General features: G+C 74.4%; 13 protein-coding genes. 12 read left to right on the plus strand and 1 reads right to left on the minus strand.

The features are described from left to right. Positions 1–9 precede the first annotated feature (9 nt). The 8 genes from ACFZA0_RS20015 to ACFZA0_RS20050 all read left to right on the plus strand — a co-directional run bounded on the left by ACFZA0_RS20015 (position 10) and on the right by ACFZA0_RS20050 (position 8,724). A complete protein-coding gene (locus ACFZA0_RS20015) occupies positions 10–1,116 on the plus strand; it encodes a quinone-dependent dihydroorotate dehydrogenase (RefSeq protein ID WP_391018427.1) in 1,107 nt (368 codons plus the stop codon). Continuing rightward, the gene (pyrF, locus tag ACFZA0_RS20020; protein WP_391018430.1) at positions 1,113–1,967 is read left to right on the plus strand and encodes an orotidine-5'-phosphate decarboxylase; all 855 of its coding nucleotides are present in this window, start codon (positions 1,113–1,115) and stop codon (positions 1,965–1,967) included. The genes ACFZA0_RS20015 and pyrF overlap by 4 nt, the downstream gene beginning before the upstream one ends. A gap of 347 nt (positions 1,968–2,314) precedes the next feature. Then, complete coding sequence (locus ACFZA0_RS20025) at positions 2,315–2,638, plus strand: integration host factor (protein WP_003977346.1); 324 nt, start codon at positions 2,315–2,317, stop codon at positions 2,636–2,638. A gap of 37 nt (positions 2,639–2,675) precedes the next feature. Further along, on the plus strand, positions 2,676–3,269 hold the full coding sequence (gene gmk / locus ACFZA0_RS20030) for a guanylate kinase (protein WP_391018433.1): 594 nt from the start codon (positions 2,676–2,678) through the stop codon (positions 3,267–3,269). A gap of 38 nt (positions 3,270–3,307) precedes the next feature. Then, complete coding sequence (rpoZ, locus tag ACFZA0_RS20035) at positions 3,308–3,580, plus strand: DNA-directed RNA polymerase subunit omega (RefSeq protein WP_391018436.1); 273 nt, start codon at positions 3,308–3,310, stop codon at positions 3,578–3,580. 218 nt (positions 3,581–3,798) lie between these two features. Beyond that, a complete protein-coding gene (gene coaBC / locus ACFZA0_RS20040) occupies positions 3,799–5,001 on the plus strand; it encodes a bifunctional phosphopantothenoylcysteine decarboxylase/phosphopantothenate--cysteine ligase CoaBC (protein WP_391018704.1) in 1,203 nt (400 codons plus the stop codon). A gap of 237 nt (positions 5,002–5,238) precedes the next feature. After that, positions 5,239–6,447 (plus strand): methionine adenosyltransferase, encoded by a 1,209-nt coding sequence (metK, locus tag ACFZA0_RS20045; protein ID WP_391018439.1) that lies wholly within the window; start codon positions 5,239–5,241, stop codon positions 6,445–6,447. Between the two features lie 117 nt (positions 6,448–6,564). Then, positions 6,565–8,724, plus strand: coding sequence for a primosomal protein N' (locus tag ACFZA0_RS20050; RefSeq protein WP_391018442.1), 2,160 nt, complete (start codon positions 6,565–6,567; stop codon positions 8,722–8,724). A 1,129-nt stretch (positions 8,725–9,853) separates the two neighbouring features. Here the strand turns inward: ACFZA0_RS20050 and ACFZA0_RS20055 are convergent. Next, on the minus strand, positions 9,854–10,399 hold the full coding sequence (locus ACFZA0_RS20055) for a hypothetical protein (RefSeq protein WP_391018445.1): 546 nt from the start codon (positions 10,397–10,399) through the stop codon (positions 9,854–9,856). A 320-nt stretch (positions 10,400–10,719) separates the two neighbouring features. Between ACFZA0_RS20055 and fmt the strand changes: the two genes are divergently transcribed. From fmt to ACFZA0_RS20075, 4 genes are all read left to right on the plus strand, one after another. Continuing rightward, complete coding sequence (gene fmt, locus ACFZA0_RS20060; protein WP_391018447.1) at positions 10,720–11,652, plus strand: methionyl-tRNA formyltransferase; 933 nt, start codon at positions 10,720–10,722, stop codon at positions 11,650–11,652. Between the two features lie 566 nt (positions 11,653–12,218). Continuing rightward, positions 12,219–13,643 (plus strand): transcription antitermination factor NusB, encoded by a 1,425-nt coding sequence (locus ACFZA0_RS20065; protein WP_391018450.1) that lies wholly within the window; start codon positions 12,219–12,221, stop codon positions 13,641–13,643. Positions 13,644–13,783: 140 nt separating this feature from the next. Next, positions 13,784–14,470 carry a ribulose-phosphate 3-epimerase gene (gene rpe, locus ACFZA0_RS20070; protein ID WP_391018454.1) on the plus strand — a complete coding sequence of 229 codons (687 nt, stop codon included), beginning with the start codon at positions 13,784–13,786 and terminating at the stop codon, positions 14,468–14,470. Positions 14,471–14,548: 78 nt separating this feature from the next. Then, positions 14,549–15,592, plus strand: a complete 1,044-nt coding sequence (locus ACFZA0_RS20075; protein WP_391018457.1) for a sugar-binding domain-containing protein — start codon at positions 14,549–14,551, stop codon at positions 15,590–15,592. Positions 15,593–15,911 lie beyond the last annotated feature (319 nt).

Consider the following 15,911-nt stretch of genomic DNA (forward strand, 5'->3'; position numbering starts at 1 on the left):
CACAGAGACATGTACAAGATCTTCTTCCGGCTCGTGTTCCGGCGGATGGACCCGGAGCAGGCCCACCACCTGGCCTTCCGCTGGATCCGCCTCGCCGCCCGCGTGCCCGTGCTGCGCACCTACGCCGCCGCCGTGCTCGCACCCCGCCACGAGGAGCTGCGCACCGAGGCGTTCGGGCTGCGCATGCACGGCCCGTTCGGCCTCGCCGCCGGCTTCGACAAGAACGCCGTCGCGATCGACGGGATGTCGATGCTCGGCTTCGACCACGTAGAGATCGGCACCGTCACCGGCGAACCCCAGCCCGGCAACCCGAAGCAGCGGCTGTTCCGCCTCGTCGCGGACCGCGCCCTGATCAACCGCATGGGCTTCAACAACGACGGCTCCGCCGCGGTCGCCGCCCGGCTCGGCGCCCGCCGCGAGGTCTTCCGCACGGTCGTCGGCGTCAACATCGGCAAGACCAAGGTCGTCCCCGAGGACGAGGCCGCCGCCGACTACGTGAAGTCCGCCGAGCGCCTGGCCCGGCACGCCGACTACCTCGTGGTCAACGTCTCCTCCCCGAACACCCCCGGCCTGCGCAACCTCCAGGCCACCGAGGCGCTGCGCCCGCTGCTCACCGCCGTGCGCGAGGCCGCCGACCGCACGGTGACCGACCGCCGGGTGCCGCTGCTGGTCAAGATCGCGCCCGACCTCGCGGACGAGGACGTCGACGCGGTCGCCGACCTCGCCGTGGAACTCGGCCTCGACGGCATCATCGCCACCAACACCACCGTCGCCCGCGAGGGCCTCGGCCTGAAGTCCTCCCCGGCGCTGGTCCAGGAGACCGGCGGCCTGTCCGGCGCCCCGCTCAAGGAGCGCTCCCTGGAGGTGCTGCGCCGCCTGTACGCGCGCGTGGGCGACCGGATCACCCTGGTCGGCGTCGGCGGCATCGAGGACGCCGAGGACGCCTGGCAGCGCATCCTGGCCGGCGCCACCCTGGTGCAGGGCTACAGCGCCTTCATCTACCAGGGCCCGTTCTGGGCCCGCGCGGTCCACAAGGGCCTGGCCGCCCGCCTGCGCTCCAGCCCGTACAAGACCCTCGCCGACGCCGTCGGCGCCGGTACGAAGGAGAACGCATGACCGCGCTCGACCCCTTCGGCGCCCGCCTGCGCCGCGCCATGGACGAGCGCGGCCCGCTCTGCGTCGGCATCGACCCGCACGCCTCCCTGCTCGCGGACTGGGGCCTGAACGACGACGTCGCCGGCCTGGAGCGGTTCAGCCGCACCGTCGTCGAGGCACTGGCCGGCCGGGTCGCCGTGCTCAAGCCGCAGAGCGCGTTCTTCGAGCGGTTCGGCTCGCGCGGTGTCGCCGTCCTGGAGGACACCGTCCGCGAGGCACGCGCCGCGGGCGCCCTCGTCGTCATGGACGCCAAGCGCGGCGACATCGGCTCGACCATGGCCGCCTACGCCGAGTCCTTCCTGCACAAGGACGCCCCGCTGTTCTCCGACGCCCTGACCGTCTCCCCGTACCTGGGCCACGGCTCGCTGCGCCCCGCGGTCGACCTCGCCCGCGAGACGGGCACCGGCCTGTTCGTGCTGGCGCTCACCTCCAACCCGGAGGGCCGCGAGGTCCAGCACGCGGTGCGCGAGGACGGCCGCACCGTCGCCGCGACGATGCTGGCGCACCTCGCCGCCGACAACGCGGGCCAGGAGCCGCTGGGTTCCTTCGGTGCGGTCGTCGGTGCCACCCTCGGCGACCTCTCCTCCTACGACCTCGCGATCAACGGGCCGCTCCTCGCCCCCGGCATCGGCGCCCAGGGCGCCACCCCTGCGGACCTTCCGGCGGTCTTCGGCGCGGCCGTGCGCAACGTCGTCCCGAGCGTCAGCCGGGGCGTGCTGCGGCACGGGCCGGACGCGGCCGCGCTGCGGGGTGCGGCGGACCGTTTCGCCGCGGAGATCCGGACCGCCGTCGAGGCCGTGCCGGGCGCCTGAGACCCGTTCCGTCCGGTCCCGGGAGCCCGCACGCGCGGTGCTTCCGGGCGGCCGAAGCACGGACACCAGGGAAAATCCTGTGAGCTATGTCCGCAATTGTCGGGCCCTACAGAGTCTGACCAGGACTTTTCCGCTGTTCTCGCTGACTCCGGCGGACTTGCCCGCTAGTCTCCGACGAGTGGGGGCACCCCCCACGCTTTTCAAGGCCGTGGGCTGGGGTTCCTCCCGCGACCTTGGGGCAGTGGGGGAGAGCGGGCAAGCGTGTTGCTCGTGGCTCCCCTGGTGTGGGGCGACTAGGTTCCTCACCGGTCCGTATCCGACAGTTCGACATCCGAGGTGACGTAGGCGTGGCTCTTCCGCCCCTTACCCCTGAACAGCGCGCAGCCGCGCTCGAAAAGGCCGCCGCGGCTCGCCGGGAGCGGGCCGAGGTCAAGAATCGACTCAAGCACTCCGGCGCCTCGCTCCACGAGGTCATCAAGCAGGGCCAGGAGAACGACGTCATCGGAAAGATGAAGGTCTCCGCCCTCCTGGAGTCCCTGCCGGGCGTGGGCAAGGTCCGCGCCAAGCAGATCATGGAGCGTCTGGGCATCTCCGAGAGCCGCCGTGTGCGGGGTCTCGGGTCCAACCAGATCGCCTCCCTTGAGCGCGAGTTCGGCAGCACCGGCTCCTGAGGTCAGGGCACTGCGGCACAACTGGAATAATCGCTGCATGGCTGCAACACCCCGGGGGACGTCCCCCGTACCCCCGGACGTACGTCCGCGGCTGACCGTGCTCTCCGGTCCCTCCGGGGTCGGTAAGAGCACGGTCGTCGCGCATATGCGCACCGTGCACCCCGAAGTCTGGCTCTCGGTGTCGGCGACGACCCGCAGGCCCAGGCCCGGAGAGAAGCACGGAGTCCACTACTTCTTCGTCTCCGACGAGGAGATGGACAAGCTGATCGCCAACGGCGAGCTGCTGGAGTGGGCCGAGTTCGCCGGCAACCGCTACGGCACCCCGCGCGCCGCCGTGCTGGAGCACCTGGAGGCCGGTGTCCCGGTCCTCCTGGAGATCGACCTCCAGGGCGCGCGGCAGGTGCGCGAGTCGCTGGACGAGGCGCACCTGGTGTTCCTCGCCCCGCCGAGCTGGGAGGAACTGGTCCGCCGGCTCACCGGCCGGGGCACCGAGGCCCCCGAGGTCATCGAGCGCCGGCTGAAGGCCGCGAAGATCGAACTGGCGGCCGAGCCGGAGTTCGACGCGACCCTGGTCAACACCTCCGTCGAGGACGTGGCGCGTGAGCTGCTAGCCTTGATGGCAGTTGTCTGATCTTTACTGATCTCATCCCATCTTTCGGAAGGCAGAGCGTGTCCTCTTCCATCACCACGCCCGAGGGCATCATCAACCCTCCGATCGACGAGCTCCTCGAGGCCACCGACTCGAAGTACAGCCTCGTGATCTACGCCGCCAAGCGCGCGCGCCAGATCAACGCGTACTACTCGCAGCTCGGCGAGGGTCTCCTGGAGTACGTCGGTCCGCTCGTCGACACCCACGTCCACGAGAAGCCGCTCTCCATCTCCCTGCGCGAGATCAACGCGGGTCTGCTCACCTCCGAGGCCGTGGAGGGCCCGGCGCAGTAGCACTCCGCGCACGCCGCCCTTCCCGGCCGGCGTGACATGGACGTTCGACCACAGGCCCGGCAGCGCGACTGCCGGGCCTGTGGTGTGCTCGGGGTACGCGGGCGCCCGCGCCGACCCGGCGTCGGGGCCGGACACCCCGGCAGTGCAGCATGGAGGCGTGCGCCCGGCGGCGCACCCGAGCCGAACGCGGGGGACAGGGAGAGACGGTGGACGAGACGGTGGACAGGCCCAAGGTCGTGCTGGGTGTCAGCGGCGGCATCGCCGCGTACAAGGCGTGCGAACTGCTGCGCCGGCTGACCGAGTCGGGGCACGACGTCCGCGTGGTGCCGACCGCCTCGGCGCTGCACTTCGTCGGCGCGGCGACCTGGTCGGCGCTGTCCGGCAAGCCGGTCTCCACCGAGGTCTGGGACTCCGTGCACGAGGTCCCGCACGTGCGCATCGGGCAGGACGCCGACCTCGTCGTCGTCGCCCCCGCGACCGCCGACATGCTCGCCAAGGCCGCCCACGGCATCGCCGACGACCTGCTCACCAACACCCTGCTCACCGCGCGCTGCCCGGTCGTCTTCGCGCCCGCCATGCACACCGAGATGTGGGAGCACCCCGCCACCCAGGAGAACGTGGCGACGCTGCGCCGCCGCGGCGCGGTCGTCGTCGAACCGGCGGTCGGACGGCTGACCGGCGTCGACACCGGCAAGGGCCGGCTGCCCGACCCGGCCGAGATCTTCGAGGTGTGCCGCCGGGTGCTCGCCCGCGGCGCCACCGCCCCCGACCTGGCCGGACGGCACGTCGTGGTCAGCGCGGGCGGCACCCGCGAGCCCCTGGACCCGGTGCGGTTCCTCGGCAACCGCTCCTCCGGCAAGCAGGGCTACGCGCTCGCCCGCACCGCCGCCGCCCGCGGCGCCCGGGTCACCCTGGTCGCCGCCAACACCGGGTTGCCCGACCCGGCCGGCGTGGACGTCGTCCCGGTCGGCACCGCCGTACAACTGCGCGAGGCGGTGCTCAAGGCGGCGGCCGACGCCGACGCCGTGGTGATGGCGGCGGCCGTCGCCGACTTCCGGCCCGCCGCGTACGCCACCGGGAAGATCAAGAAGAAGGACGGCCGGGACCCCGAACCGGTCGCCCTCGTCCGCAACCCCGACGTCCTCGCGGAGATCTCCGCCGACCGCGCCCGCGCGGGCCAGGTCGTCGTCGGCTTCGCCGCCGAGACGGACGACGTCCTCGCCAACGGCCGCGCCAAACTCGCCCGCAAGGGCTGCGACCTCCTCGTCGTCAACGAGGTGGGGGAGCGCAGGACGTTCGGTTCCGAGGAGAACGAGGCGATGATCCTGGGCGCCGACGGCACCGAGACCCCCGTGCCGCACGGTCCGAAGGAGGCCCTCGCCGACGTCGTCTGGGACCTCGTGGCCGGGCGACTCGCCTGACGGGCGCGGATGTTTCGGGCCTGCGAAACCTCGGGCATTGGGGCGTGGCGCCCCTGGCCAAGGTCGCTCGACACCAGGCAGAATGCGCATGCCGCAGGTCACAGGGCTCCCGAAAGGCGAGACGGGTGAACCCGTGACTCAGTGCCACCGATAAACTGTTCACGGACGTGGCCGGGCGCAGCTCCCGACCCGTCCGACCATGATCAGCCAGCAGCCGCTGCAACCCCAGGGAGCGTTGTGTCCCGTCGCCTGTTCACCTCGGAGTCCGTGACCGAAGGTCACCCCGACAAGATCGCTGACCAGATCAGCGACACCATCCTCGACGCCCTCCTGAAGGAGGACCCGCACTCCCGGGTCGCCGTCGAGACGCTCATCACCACCGGTCTGGTCCACGTGGCCGGCGAGGTCACCACCAAGACCTACGCGCCGATCGCGCAGCTCGTGCGCGACAAGATCCTGGAGATCGGCTACGACTCGTCGAAGAAGGGCTTCGACGGCGCCTCCTGCGGCGTCTCGGTGTCCATCGGCTCGCAGTCGCCCGACATCGCCCAGGGCGTCGACACGGCGTACGAGAACCGGGTCGAGGGCGACGACGACGAGCTGGACAGGCAGGGCGCCGGCGACCAGGGCCTGATGTTCGGCTACGCGACGGACGAGACCCCGACGCTGATGCCGCTGCCGATCTTCCTGGCGCACCGCCTGTCGAACCGCCTCTCCGAGGTCCGCAAGAACGGCACCATCCCCTACCTGCGCCCCGACGGCAAGACGCAGGTCACCATCGAGTACGACGGCGACAAGGCGGTCCGCCTGGACACCGTCGTCGTCTCCTCGCAGCACGCGAGCGACATCGACCTGGAGTCGCTGCTCGCCCCCGACATCCGCGAGTTCGTCGTGGAGCGCGAGCTGAAGGCGCTCCTGGACGAGGGCATCAAGCTCGACACCGAGAACTACCGCCTCCTGGTGAACCCCACCGGCCGCTTCGAGATCGGCGGCCCGATGGGCGACGCCGGCCTCACCGGCCGCAAGATCATCATCGACACGTACGGCGGCATGGCCCGCCACGGCGGCGGCGCCTTCTCGGGCAAGGACCCGTCGAAGGTCGACCGCTCCGCCGCGTACGCGATGCGCTGGGTCGCCAAGAACGTCGTCGCCGCGGGCCTCGCCTCCCGCTGCGAGGTCCAGGTCGCGTACGCGATCGGCAAGGCCGAGCCGGTCGGTCTGTTCGTCGAGACCTTCGGCACCCACAAGGTCGACACGGACAAGATCGAGGACGCCATCACCACGGTCTTCGACCTGCGCCCGGCCGCGATCATCCGCGACCTCGACCTGCTGCGCCCGATCTACTCCCTGACGGCGGCGTACGGCCACTTCGGCCGCGAGCTGCCCGAGTTCACCTGGGAGCGCACGGACCGCGTGGACGCGCTGCGCAAGGCGGCGGGGCTGTAGGCTCCCGCGACCGCCACGACGCCCGGCACCCTTCGAGGGGGCCGGGCGTCGCCGCGTTCGCGGTCCCGCGCGACCGGCGGCCGTCACGTGTCGGTGGGGTTTGGTAAGAATGCAGGCGTGAGCAGCGAGAACGGCGGGGCGGACGGCGGGGGCGGGGACGGGGCGCCGCCCGAGCAGCTCGCGCTGATCCGGGAGAGCGTGCGGCAGGCGAAGACACCGCGGGCCAAGCCGCGCACCTGGCGCGGCGCCGCGCTCGCCAAGGAGCTGCCCGTCGCCCGGGTGCTCGTCGACAAGGGCGTCCTCCACCTCGACCGGTACTTCGACTACGCGGTGCCCGAGGAACTGGACGCCGACGCGCAGCCCGGCGTGCGCGTGCGCGTACGGTTCGGCGCCGGGCGGCACCGGGTGCGCGAGGGGCGGCGCGAGGGCGGCGGCCTCATCGACGGCTTCCTGATCGAGCGCCGGGCCGAGTCCGACTACGACGGTCCGCTCGCCGCCCTCGCCCAGGTCGTCTCGCCCGAGCCGGTCCTCGGCACCGAACTGCTCGACCTGGCCCGCTCGGTGGCCGACCGGTACGCCGGCAGCCTCGCCGACGTGCTCCAGCTCGCCGTGCCGCCGCGCAACGCCCGCGCCGAGCAGCGCCCCTCGCCCGACCCGCTGCCCCCGCCGTCCGCCCCCGACGCCGGGACCTGGGCCCGGTACGACCAGGGGCCCGCGTTCGTCGAGGCCCTCGCCTCCGGAGGCGCCCCCCGCGCCGTGTGGACCGCCCTGCCCGGCCCCGCCTGGAGCGACGAACTCGCCCGCGCGGTCGCCGCCACCCTCGCCTCCGGACGCGGTGCCCTCGTCGTCGTCCCCGACGGCCGGGTCGCCGCCCGCGTCGACGCCTCGCTCACCGCGCTGCTCGGCCCCGGCCGCCACGCCCTGCTCACCGCCGACGCCGGCCCCGAGAAGCGCTACCGGGAGTGGCTCGCCGTGCGGCGCGGGGCGGTGCGCGCGGTCGTCGGCACCCGCGCCGCGATGTTCGCGCCCGTCCGCGACCTCGGCCTGCTCGCGATCTGGGACGACGCCGACGGCAGCCACAGCGAACCGCACGCCCCGCAGCCGCACGCCCGCGACGTCCTGCTGCTGCGTGCCGCGCAAGACAAGTGCGCCTTTCTGCTGGGCAGTTGGAGCTGTTCGGTCGAGGCCGCCCAGCTCGTCGACAGCGGCTGGGCCCGCCCCCTCGCCGCGAGCCGCGAGGAGGTCCGCAGGGCTGCGCCGCTCGTCCGCACGGTGGGCGACGGCGACCTGGCCCGCGACGAGGCCGCCCGCGTTGCCCGGCTGCCCTCGCTCGCCTGGCAGGTCGCCCGCGAGCGGCTGCGCCACGGCCCGGTCCTCGTCCAGGTGCCCCGGCGCGGGTACGTCCCGCGGATGGCCTGCGTCCGCTGCCGCGAGGCCGCCCGGTGCCGGCACTGTGCCGGGCCGCTGGAGGCCCAGGACACCGGGGCGCTGCGCTGCGCCTGGTGTGCCCGCGAGGAGACCGCCTGGCGCTGTCCCGAGTGCGGTGCGACCAAGCTGCGCGCCCAGATCGTCGGCGCGCGCAGGACCGCGGAGGAACTGGGCCGCGCGTTCCCCGCGGTACCGGTGCGCACCTCGGGCCGCGAACAGGTGCTCGACACCGTCCCGGGTACGCCCGCGCTCGTCGTCAGCACCCCGGGCGCCGAGCCGGTCGCCGAGGGTGGTTACGCCGCCGCCCTGCTCCTGGACGGCTGGGCCCTGCTGGGCCGGCCCGACCTGCGCGCGGGGGAGGAGGCGCTGCGGCGCTGGCTGGACGCGGCGGCGCTGGTGCGCGGCCAGTCCGAGGGCGGCACGGTGGTCGTGGTCGCCGAGCCGACGCTGCGTCCCGTGCAGGCGCTGGTGCGCTGGGACCCCGTCGGCCACGCGGTGCGGGAACTGGCGGAGCGGGCCGAGCTGGGGTTCCCGCCCGTGTCCCGCATGGCGGCCGTGGCGGGCCCGCCGGCCGCCGTCGCGGACTTCCTCGCCACGGTCGAACTGCCGCCGGAGGCCGAGGTGTTGGGCCCCGTCCCGGTACCGGTCACGCGCGTCCAGCCGGCGGGCGCCTCGCGACGCCCGGGAGCCCCGCCGCCGGGGGAGGAGTGGGAGCGCGCGCTGATCCGCGTACCGCCGGGCAGGGGCGCGGTCCTGGCGTCAGCGCTGAAGGCCGCGCAGGCGGCCCGGACGGCACGGGGGAGCGCCGAGCCGGTGCGGCTGCGGATGGATCCGCCCGACATCGGGTGAGGGCGCCTCGGGCCGGCGGGGGCGGGGGACTCGGCCGGGGGCGCGGTGGCCGGGGGCGCGGTCGGGGCTCGGGTGGACACCTGTCCGCAGCGAAGTGCGGCCTGCCCGCCGGCCGAGGCGATGCACGGGGTGTACGGGGCAGCACGGTCGTCTCCGGGCTGTGTGCCGTGGGGGGTGTTCGGGGTGTGGGACCAAGCGTTTCGGGGGCTCGGGGTGGACGTCACGAGAGCGCGGGGTGTGTCGGGCGACCGGCCCTTGAGGCCCCGTCCCGGGCCGTGTGGTTGTTCCTGGGCCGTGTGGGCGGGGCTGTTTCCTGGGCTGTGGGGCGGGTGCCCAGCGCTGGTGTTTCGGTGCCGCGTAGCGAATGTCCTGGGAGGTGTCCGGGGGACTTGAGGCGGACGTCACGAGGGTGTCCGGGAGCGCGGGGAGCGTCGGGCGACCGGGCCCTTGGGGGCCCGTCCGGGGTGCCGCTCGGTCGGGTTTCGGGGCTCGGTCCCGGGCCGTGTGGTTGTTCCTGGGCCGTGTGGGCGAGGCTGTTCCTGGGCTGTGGGGCGGGTGCCCAGCGCTGGTGTTTCGGTGCCGCGCGGTGAATGTCCTGGGAGGTGTCCGGGGGACTTGAGGCGGACGTCACGAGGGTGTCCGGGAGTGCGGGGAGTGTCGGGCGACCTGCCCTTGGGGCCCCGTCCGGGGTGCCGCGCGGTCGGGTTTCGGGGCTCGGTCCCGGGCCGTGTGGGCGGGGTTGTTCCCGGGCTGTGGGGCCGGTGCCCAGCGCGGTGTTCCGGTACCGCGCGGTGAATGTCCCGGGAGGCGTCCGGGGGCCGGAGGCAACGTTCCGAGGGTGGCCGGGAGATTGCCGGGTGGACCGGCCACGCCTTGGGTGTCCGTCGGGGGATCGTCCCGGGCCGCGTGTTAGTTGTCGGTGCCGCGCGGTGAACGTCCGGGACGCGCACCGGGGTTGGGGCGGGCGCTTCGGGTGCCCCGTGCAAGTCGCCTTGCTGTCCGCCCGCTTGCCGCCGCCGTTCTTCAACTCGACGGCGCAGTAATGAAGTTGGGACCGGGCATCGCGGCGGGCGGGTCCCCCGCGCTGTTCGAGGGCGCGGGGGACCCGCCCGTCCGTCGGTGGGGCGGGTCAGCCGTTGCGCGGGCCGGGGAACGCCGTCGGGCGGGGCTCCTCCCGCAGGGCCGGGCTGCCCGACGTCGGCTGCGTCGGCATGGAACGGGCCGCGGGGACGGTCGGTACCACCGGCAGTCCCGGGGCGACGTCGACCGTGCGGGTGCCCGACGGTTCCGTCGTGTGGTCGGTGTCGGCCCCGGTGGTCGCGGCGGTGGCCCGGCGGGCGCCGTACCGGCGGTGCACCGCCTGCTTGGTGACACCGAGCGCGGAGCCCACCGCGTCCCACGAGAAGCCGAGCGACCGGTCGAAGTCCACGGCCGCCGTGACCAGGGTCTCGACGCTGTCCCGCAGTTCCTGCGCTAGACGGACGGTCGGGGCGGGGGCGCGTCCGTAGACGACGAAGCCCGTGGAGGGACCGGAGCGGCGCGGGCGGTAGACGTTGCCCAGCTGGGCGGTGAGCGTGCGCAGGGCGTCCACCTGCCGGCGGACCCGCTCGATGTCCCGCACCAGCAGGTGCAGGCTGGCCCGTGCCTGGGCGTCGTGGGTTGCGTGGTCGGCCATGAACAAGCCTCTCGAACCGGCGTTGAAAAGGACGGGGCCGCGTGCGCGGCCCGGTTGTGGTCAACTCTTCCTTGACCAACGCCTTTGTGCGGGTCTGGTCACGCTTACGGGGCGCGGGGGCATATGCGTACGCCCCTGTGCGAGCCGGTGCGCGCCGCGCGCCCCACCGGGGCGTGACGGGGCGGTCGCGACAGGGCGTCCGGTGGCCGGCCGCCGCGTCGTAGATGCGTTCGGTGCCCGCCCCCGGTGACCTCCGGTCCCCCGCCATAGACTGGTGCGCTGCTCGCACCCGCCGCCCACCGAGAGGCCCGCACCCACCCATGAAGCTCGTCTTCGCCGGTACCCCCGAGGTCGCCGTCCCCGCCCTGGACGCCCTGATCGCCTCCGGGCGGCACGAGGTGGCCGCCGTCGTCACGCGGCCCGACGCGCCTGCCGGCCGCGGGCGCAGGCTGGTCGCGAGCCCCGTCGCCGAGCGGGCGGAGGAGAACGGCATCGAGGTGCTCAAGCCCGCGAAACCGCGCGACCCGGAGTTCCTGGAGCGGCTGCGCGAGATCGCCCCCGACTGCTGCCCCGTCGTCGCGTACGGCGCGCTGCTGCCGCGGGTCGCCCTCGACGTGCCCGCCCGGGGCTGGGTCAACCTGCACTTCTCCCTGCTGCCCGCCTGGCGCGGCGCGGCCCCCGTGCAGCACGCCGTGATGGCCGGGGACGAGATGACCGGCGCCTCCACGTTCCTCATCGAGGAGGGCCTCGACTCCGGCCCCGTCTACGGCACGGTCACCGAGTCCGTCCGGCCCACCGACACCGCCGGCGACCTGCTGACCAGGCTCGCCTTCGCCGGTTCGGGGCTGCTCGTCGCGACCATGGACGGTATCGAGGACGGCACCCTCAAGGCCGTGCCGCAGCCGGCCGAGGGCGTCAGTCTCGCCCCCAAGATCACCGTGGAGGACGCCCGGATCGACTGGGCGGCCCCGGCCCTGCGCGTGGACCGCGTCGTCCGCGGCTGCACCCCCGCCCCCGGTGCCTGGACCGTCTTCCGGGACGAGCGGCTGAAGCTGATCCAGGCGGTGCCGGTGCCCGACCGCGCCGACCTCGCGCCGGGGCAGCTCTCCGTCGGAAAGAACAGCGTGCACGTGGGCACCGGTTCGTACGCCGTGGAACTCCTGTGGGTGCAGGCGCAGGGCAAGAAGCCGATGCGCGCGGCGGACTGGGCCCGGGGGGTCCGGATCGGCGAGGGGGAGACGCTGGGCGGCTGACGGGTCAGGGGCCCGGAAGTCCCGCGACGGCAGGAGCAACTCCCGCCGCCGTCAGGCGAGTTCGGCGGCGGGCCGGGCCGGTCCGTGATCGGTGCGGTGTGCGTGGCGTCGGCGCGGGTCCGTGAACGGTCGACGTGCCGGGCAGCGCGGTCGACGCGCAGGCGGCACGCGCGTGCCGTCCCGCCCTGCCCGGACCGCCTCCGCGTCGCGCTTCCCCCGACGGGCAGCCGGGCCGCCGGGCCGTCGTCCCGCCTCCGCCCAGGGGCCGGGGCCGGGCGCCGGGGCGGGCGGCTCCCCGCCGCGGCGTCCCCCGCGGGCGGCCGTGAACGGTCGACGTGCCGGGCAGCGCGGTCGACGCGCAGGCGGCACGCGCGTGCCGTCCCGCCCTGCCCGGACCGCCTGCGCGTCGCGCTTCCCCCGGCGGGCCGCCGGGCCGTCGTCCCGCCAGCCGCCCCGGGGCCGGCGCCGGGCCCCGGGGCGGGCGGCTCCCCACCGCGGCATCCCCCGCGCGCGGTGCGACGTACGCTGAGAGCACGTCCCGTCCAGAAATCCGGAGCACCTTTTTCGTGAGCGACCAGCCCCGTCGCGGCAAGACCGCCAAGCCGGCCAAGCCCTACCGCCGGCCCAAGAAGGACCCCGTCCGCTTCCTCGCCTTCGAGGTGCTGCGGGCCGTGGACGAGAGGGACGCGTACGCGAACCTCGTCCTGCCGCCGCTGCTGCGCAAGGCGCGGGCGAAGGAGGGCTTCGACGCCCGGGACGCCGCCCTCGCCACCGAGCTGGTCTACGGGACGCTGCGCCACCAGGGCACGTACGACGCCGTCGTCGCCGCCTGTGTCGACCGGCCGCTGCGCGAGGTGGACCCGCCGGTGCTGGACGTGCTGTCCCTCGGCGCGCACCAGCTGCTCGGCACCCGCATCCCGACGCACGCCGCCGTGTCCGCCTCGGTGGAGCTGGCCCGGGTCGTGCTCGGCGACGGACGAGCCAAGTTCGTCAACGCCGTGCTCCGCAAGATCGCCCAGCACGACCTCGACGGCTGGGTGGAGAAGGTCGCCCCGGCCTACGACGAGGACCCCGAGGACCACCTCGCCGTCGCGCACTCGCACCCCCGCTGGGTCGTCTCCGCGCTGTGGGACTCGCTGGGCGGGCCCCGCGCCGGGATCGAGGAACTGCTCGCCGCGGACAACGAGCGGCCCGAGGTCACCCTCGTCGCCCGGCCCGGCCGGTCCACCACCGACGAACTGCTCCGGGTCGAGGCCGCCGAGCCCGGCCGCTGGTCGCCGTACGCCGTGCGGCTCGCGGACGGCGGCGAGCCCGGCGCGGTCGAGGCCGTCCGCGACAACCGGGCCGGTGTGCAGGACGAGGGCAGCCAGCTCGTCGCCCTCGCCCTCGCCAACGCCCCCGTGGAGGGCTCCGACACCAAGTGGCTCGACGGCTGCGCGGGCCCCGGCGGCAAGGCCGCGCTGCTCGCCGCGCTGGCCGCCGAACGCGGCGCGGTGCTGCTCGCCTCCGAGAAGCAGCCCCACCGGGCCAGGCTCGTCGCCCGTGCCGTCGCCGGGAACCCCGGCCCCTGCCAGGTGATCGCCGCCGACGGAACCCGCCCGCCGTGGCGGCCCGGCACCTTCGACCGGGTGCTGATGGACGTGCCCTGCACCGGACTGGGCGCCCTGCGCCGGCGGCCCGAGGCGCGCTGGCGCCGCCGTCCCGAGGACCTGGAGTCCTTCGCCCCGCTCCAGCGGGGTCTGCTGCGCACCGCGCTGGAGTCCGTACGGGTCGGGGGCGTCGTCGGCTACGCGACCTGCTCGCCGCACCTCGCGGAGACCCGGGCCGTGGTCGCGGACCTGCTCAAGGAGTTCCCGATGACGGAACTCGTCGACGCCCGGCCGCTGCTGCCCGGCGTCCCGGCACTCGGCGACGGTCCCGACGTCCAGCTCTGGCCCCACCTGCACGGCACCGACGCGATGTACCTGGCCCTGATCCGCCGCACCGGGTGACCGGGAGCCCACCGGACCTCAGCCCCGGGGGCGGAGCCGGTCCCTCCGCACCGCCTCCCGGGCGGGCCGCCGGGCACGGGCCCTGTCCGCCTTCCGGGACCGGGGCGAACAACCGGGCCCGGACATGGCAGGCTGGGGACATGGCCGCGCAGATCAACCCCAGCATCCTCTCCGCCGACTTCTCCCGCCTCGCCGACGAGGCACGGGCGGTGCAGGGAGCCGACTGGCTCCACGTCGACGTCATGGACAACCACTTCGTCCCGAACCTCACGCTCGGGGTGCCGATCGTAGAGTCCCTGGCGCGGGCGACGGACACCCCGCTGGACTGCCACCTGATGATCGAGCAGCCCGATCGGTGGGCTCCGCAGTACGTCGAGGCGGGCGCGGGTTCGGTCACCTTCCACGTGGAGGCCGCCGCCGCCCCCGTGCGGCTGGCCCGGGAGATCCGCGCCAAGGGCGCCCGCGCGTCGATGGCGCTGCGGCCGGCGACGCCCATCGAGCCGTACGAGGACCTGCTGCCCGAGCTGGACATGCTGCTGATCATGACGGTGGAGCCCGGGTTCGGCGGGCAGGCGTTCCTCGACATCATGCTGCCGAAGATCCGCCGCAGCCGTGAACTCATCAAGAAGCACGGCCTTGAGCTGTGGCTCCAGGTCGACGGCGGTGTCTCGGCCGAGACGGTCGAGCGGTGCGCCGAGGCCGGGGCGGACGTCTTCGTCGCCGGTTCCGCGGTGTACGGCGCCGCCGACCCCGCCGAGGCGGTCCGTGCCCTGCGCACCCGGGCGGAGGCTGCCACGGCGAACGCGTCGTGGGCATGCGGCCACTGAGCCAAGGGAACGTGAACGGCGCCCTTCCGGGCTGATCAAGTACGCCGTATCTGCAAGGATGAACGGCGAATCCAGAGTGTGAACAGCAGTGAGGAGATCGCCGTGTCGGGTATGTCGGCGGGCCGGTCAGCCACGCGCATGGGACCCGCTGAGCTGGTGCAGGCGGCGGCCATGGCCCGCCGCTTCTACCTTGAGGGCAAGTCCAAGATCCAGATCGCGGAGGAGTTCGGCGTCAGCCGCTTCAAGGTGGCCCGGGTCCTGGAGACCGCGCTCGAACGGGACCTCGTACGCATCGAGATCCGCGTCCCGGCCGAGCTGGACGCCGAGCGCTCCGACGCCCTGCGCGCCCGCTACGGACTCCGGCACGCCGTCGTGGTCGAGTCGCCGGCCGAGGCCGAGGAGACGCCCGACCCGGAGAACCTGGGGGAGGTCGCCGCCGACCTGCTCGGCGAGCTGGTCAACGAGGGGGACGTACTGGGGCTGGCCTGGGGCCGGTCCACCATCCACATGGCTGCCGCCCTGGACCGGCTGCCGCCCTGCACGGTCGTGCAGCTCACCGGTGTGTACGACGCCGGGACCGCCGAGCGCGGCTCGGTCGAGGCGGTGCGCAGGGCCGCCCAGGTGTCCGGCGGCGACGCGCACCCCATCTACGCGCCGATGCTGCTGCCGGACGCGGCCACCGCCATGGCGCTGCGGCACCAGACCGGCATCGCGCGGGCCTTCGAGTACTTCGACAAGGTCACGGTCGCCTGCGTCTCCATCGGCTCCTGGGAGGCGGGCATCTCCACGGTGCACGACATGCTCAGCGACGAGGAGCGGGCCCACTACGCCTCGCTCGGCGTCGCCGCCGAGATGTCCGCGCACCTCTTCGACACCGAGGGCCGCCGGGTGGGCCGGGACCTCGGCGAGCGCTGCATCACCGTCAAGGCCGACCAGTTGCGCCGCATCCCCGAGGTCGTCGCCATCGCGGGCGGCCAGCGCAAGGCGTCGGCGATCGACGCGGTGCTCCGCTCGGGCCTGGTGACGAGCCTGGTCACGGACACCTCGGCCGCCGACTACCTGATGACGGCGGGCCCGACCCCGAAGCCGGCACTGAGCCGGGCGGACCCGGACGGCATCTGAGGAACGGGACGGGGCCCGGGGCCGGGGGCCTGGGTACGGGGGCCTGGGGACGGGGGAGGGGCGGCGCACGCGGCGGCCCGACCGCCGGGACCCGGGCCCGCGCGCGTCCGGCACCGCGCGCGTCCGGCACTGGGTCCGTCGGCGCTGGGTCCGTCTGGCACTGGGTCAGTCCGGCACCGCGCCCGCCGGGCACTGGGTTCGTCCGGCGCCGCGTTCGCCCGGCACCGCGCCCGCCGGGCAGTGGGTCCGGCCGGCACCGCACGGGTCCGGCACTGCGTCCGCCAGCGCTGGGTTCGTTCGGCGCCGCGTCCGCCGACGC

This window comes from Streptomyces sp. NPDC008150, from assembly GCF_042956945.1.
In the GTDB taxonomy this organism is placed as follows: Bacteria; Actinomycetota; Actinomycetes; order Streptomycetales; family Streptomycetaceae; genus Streptomyces.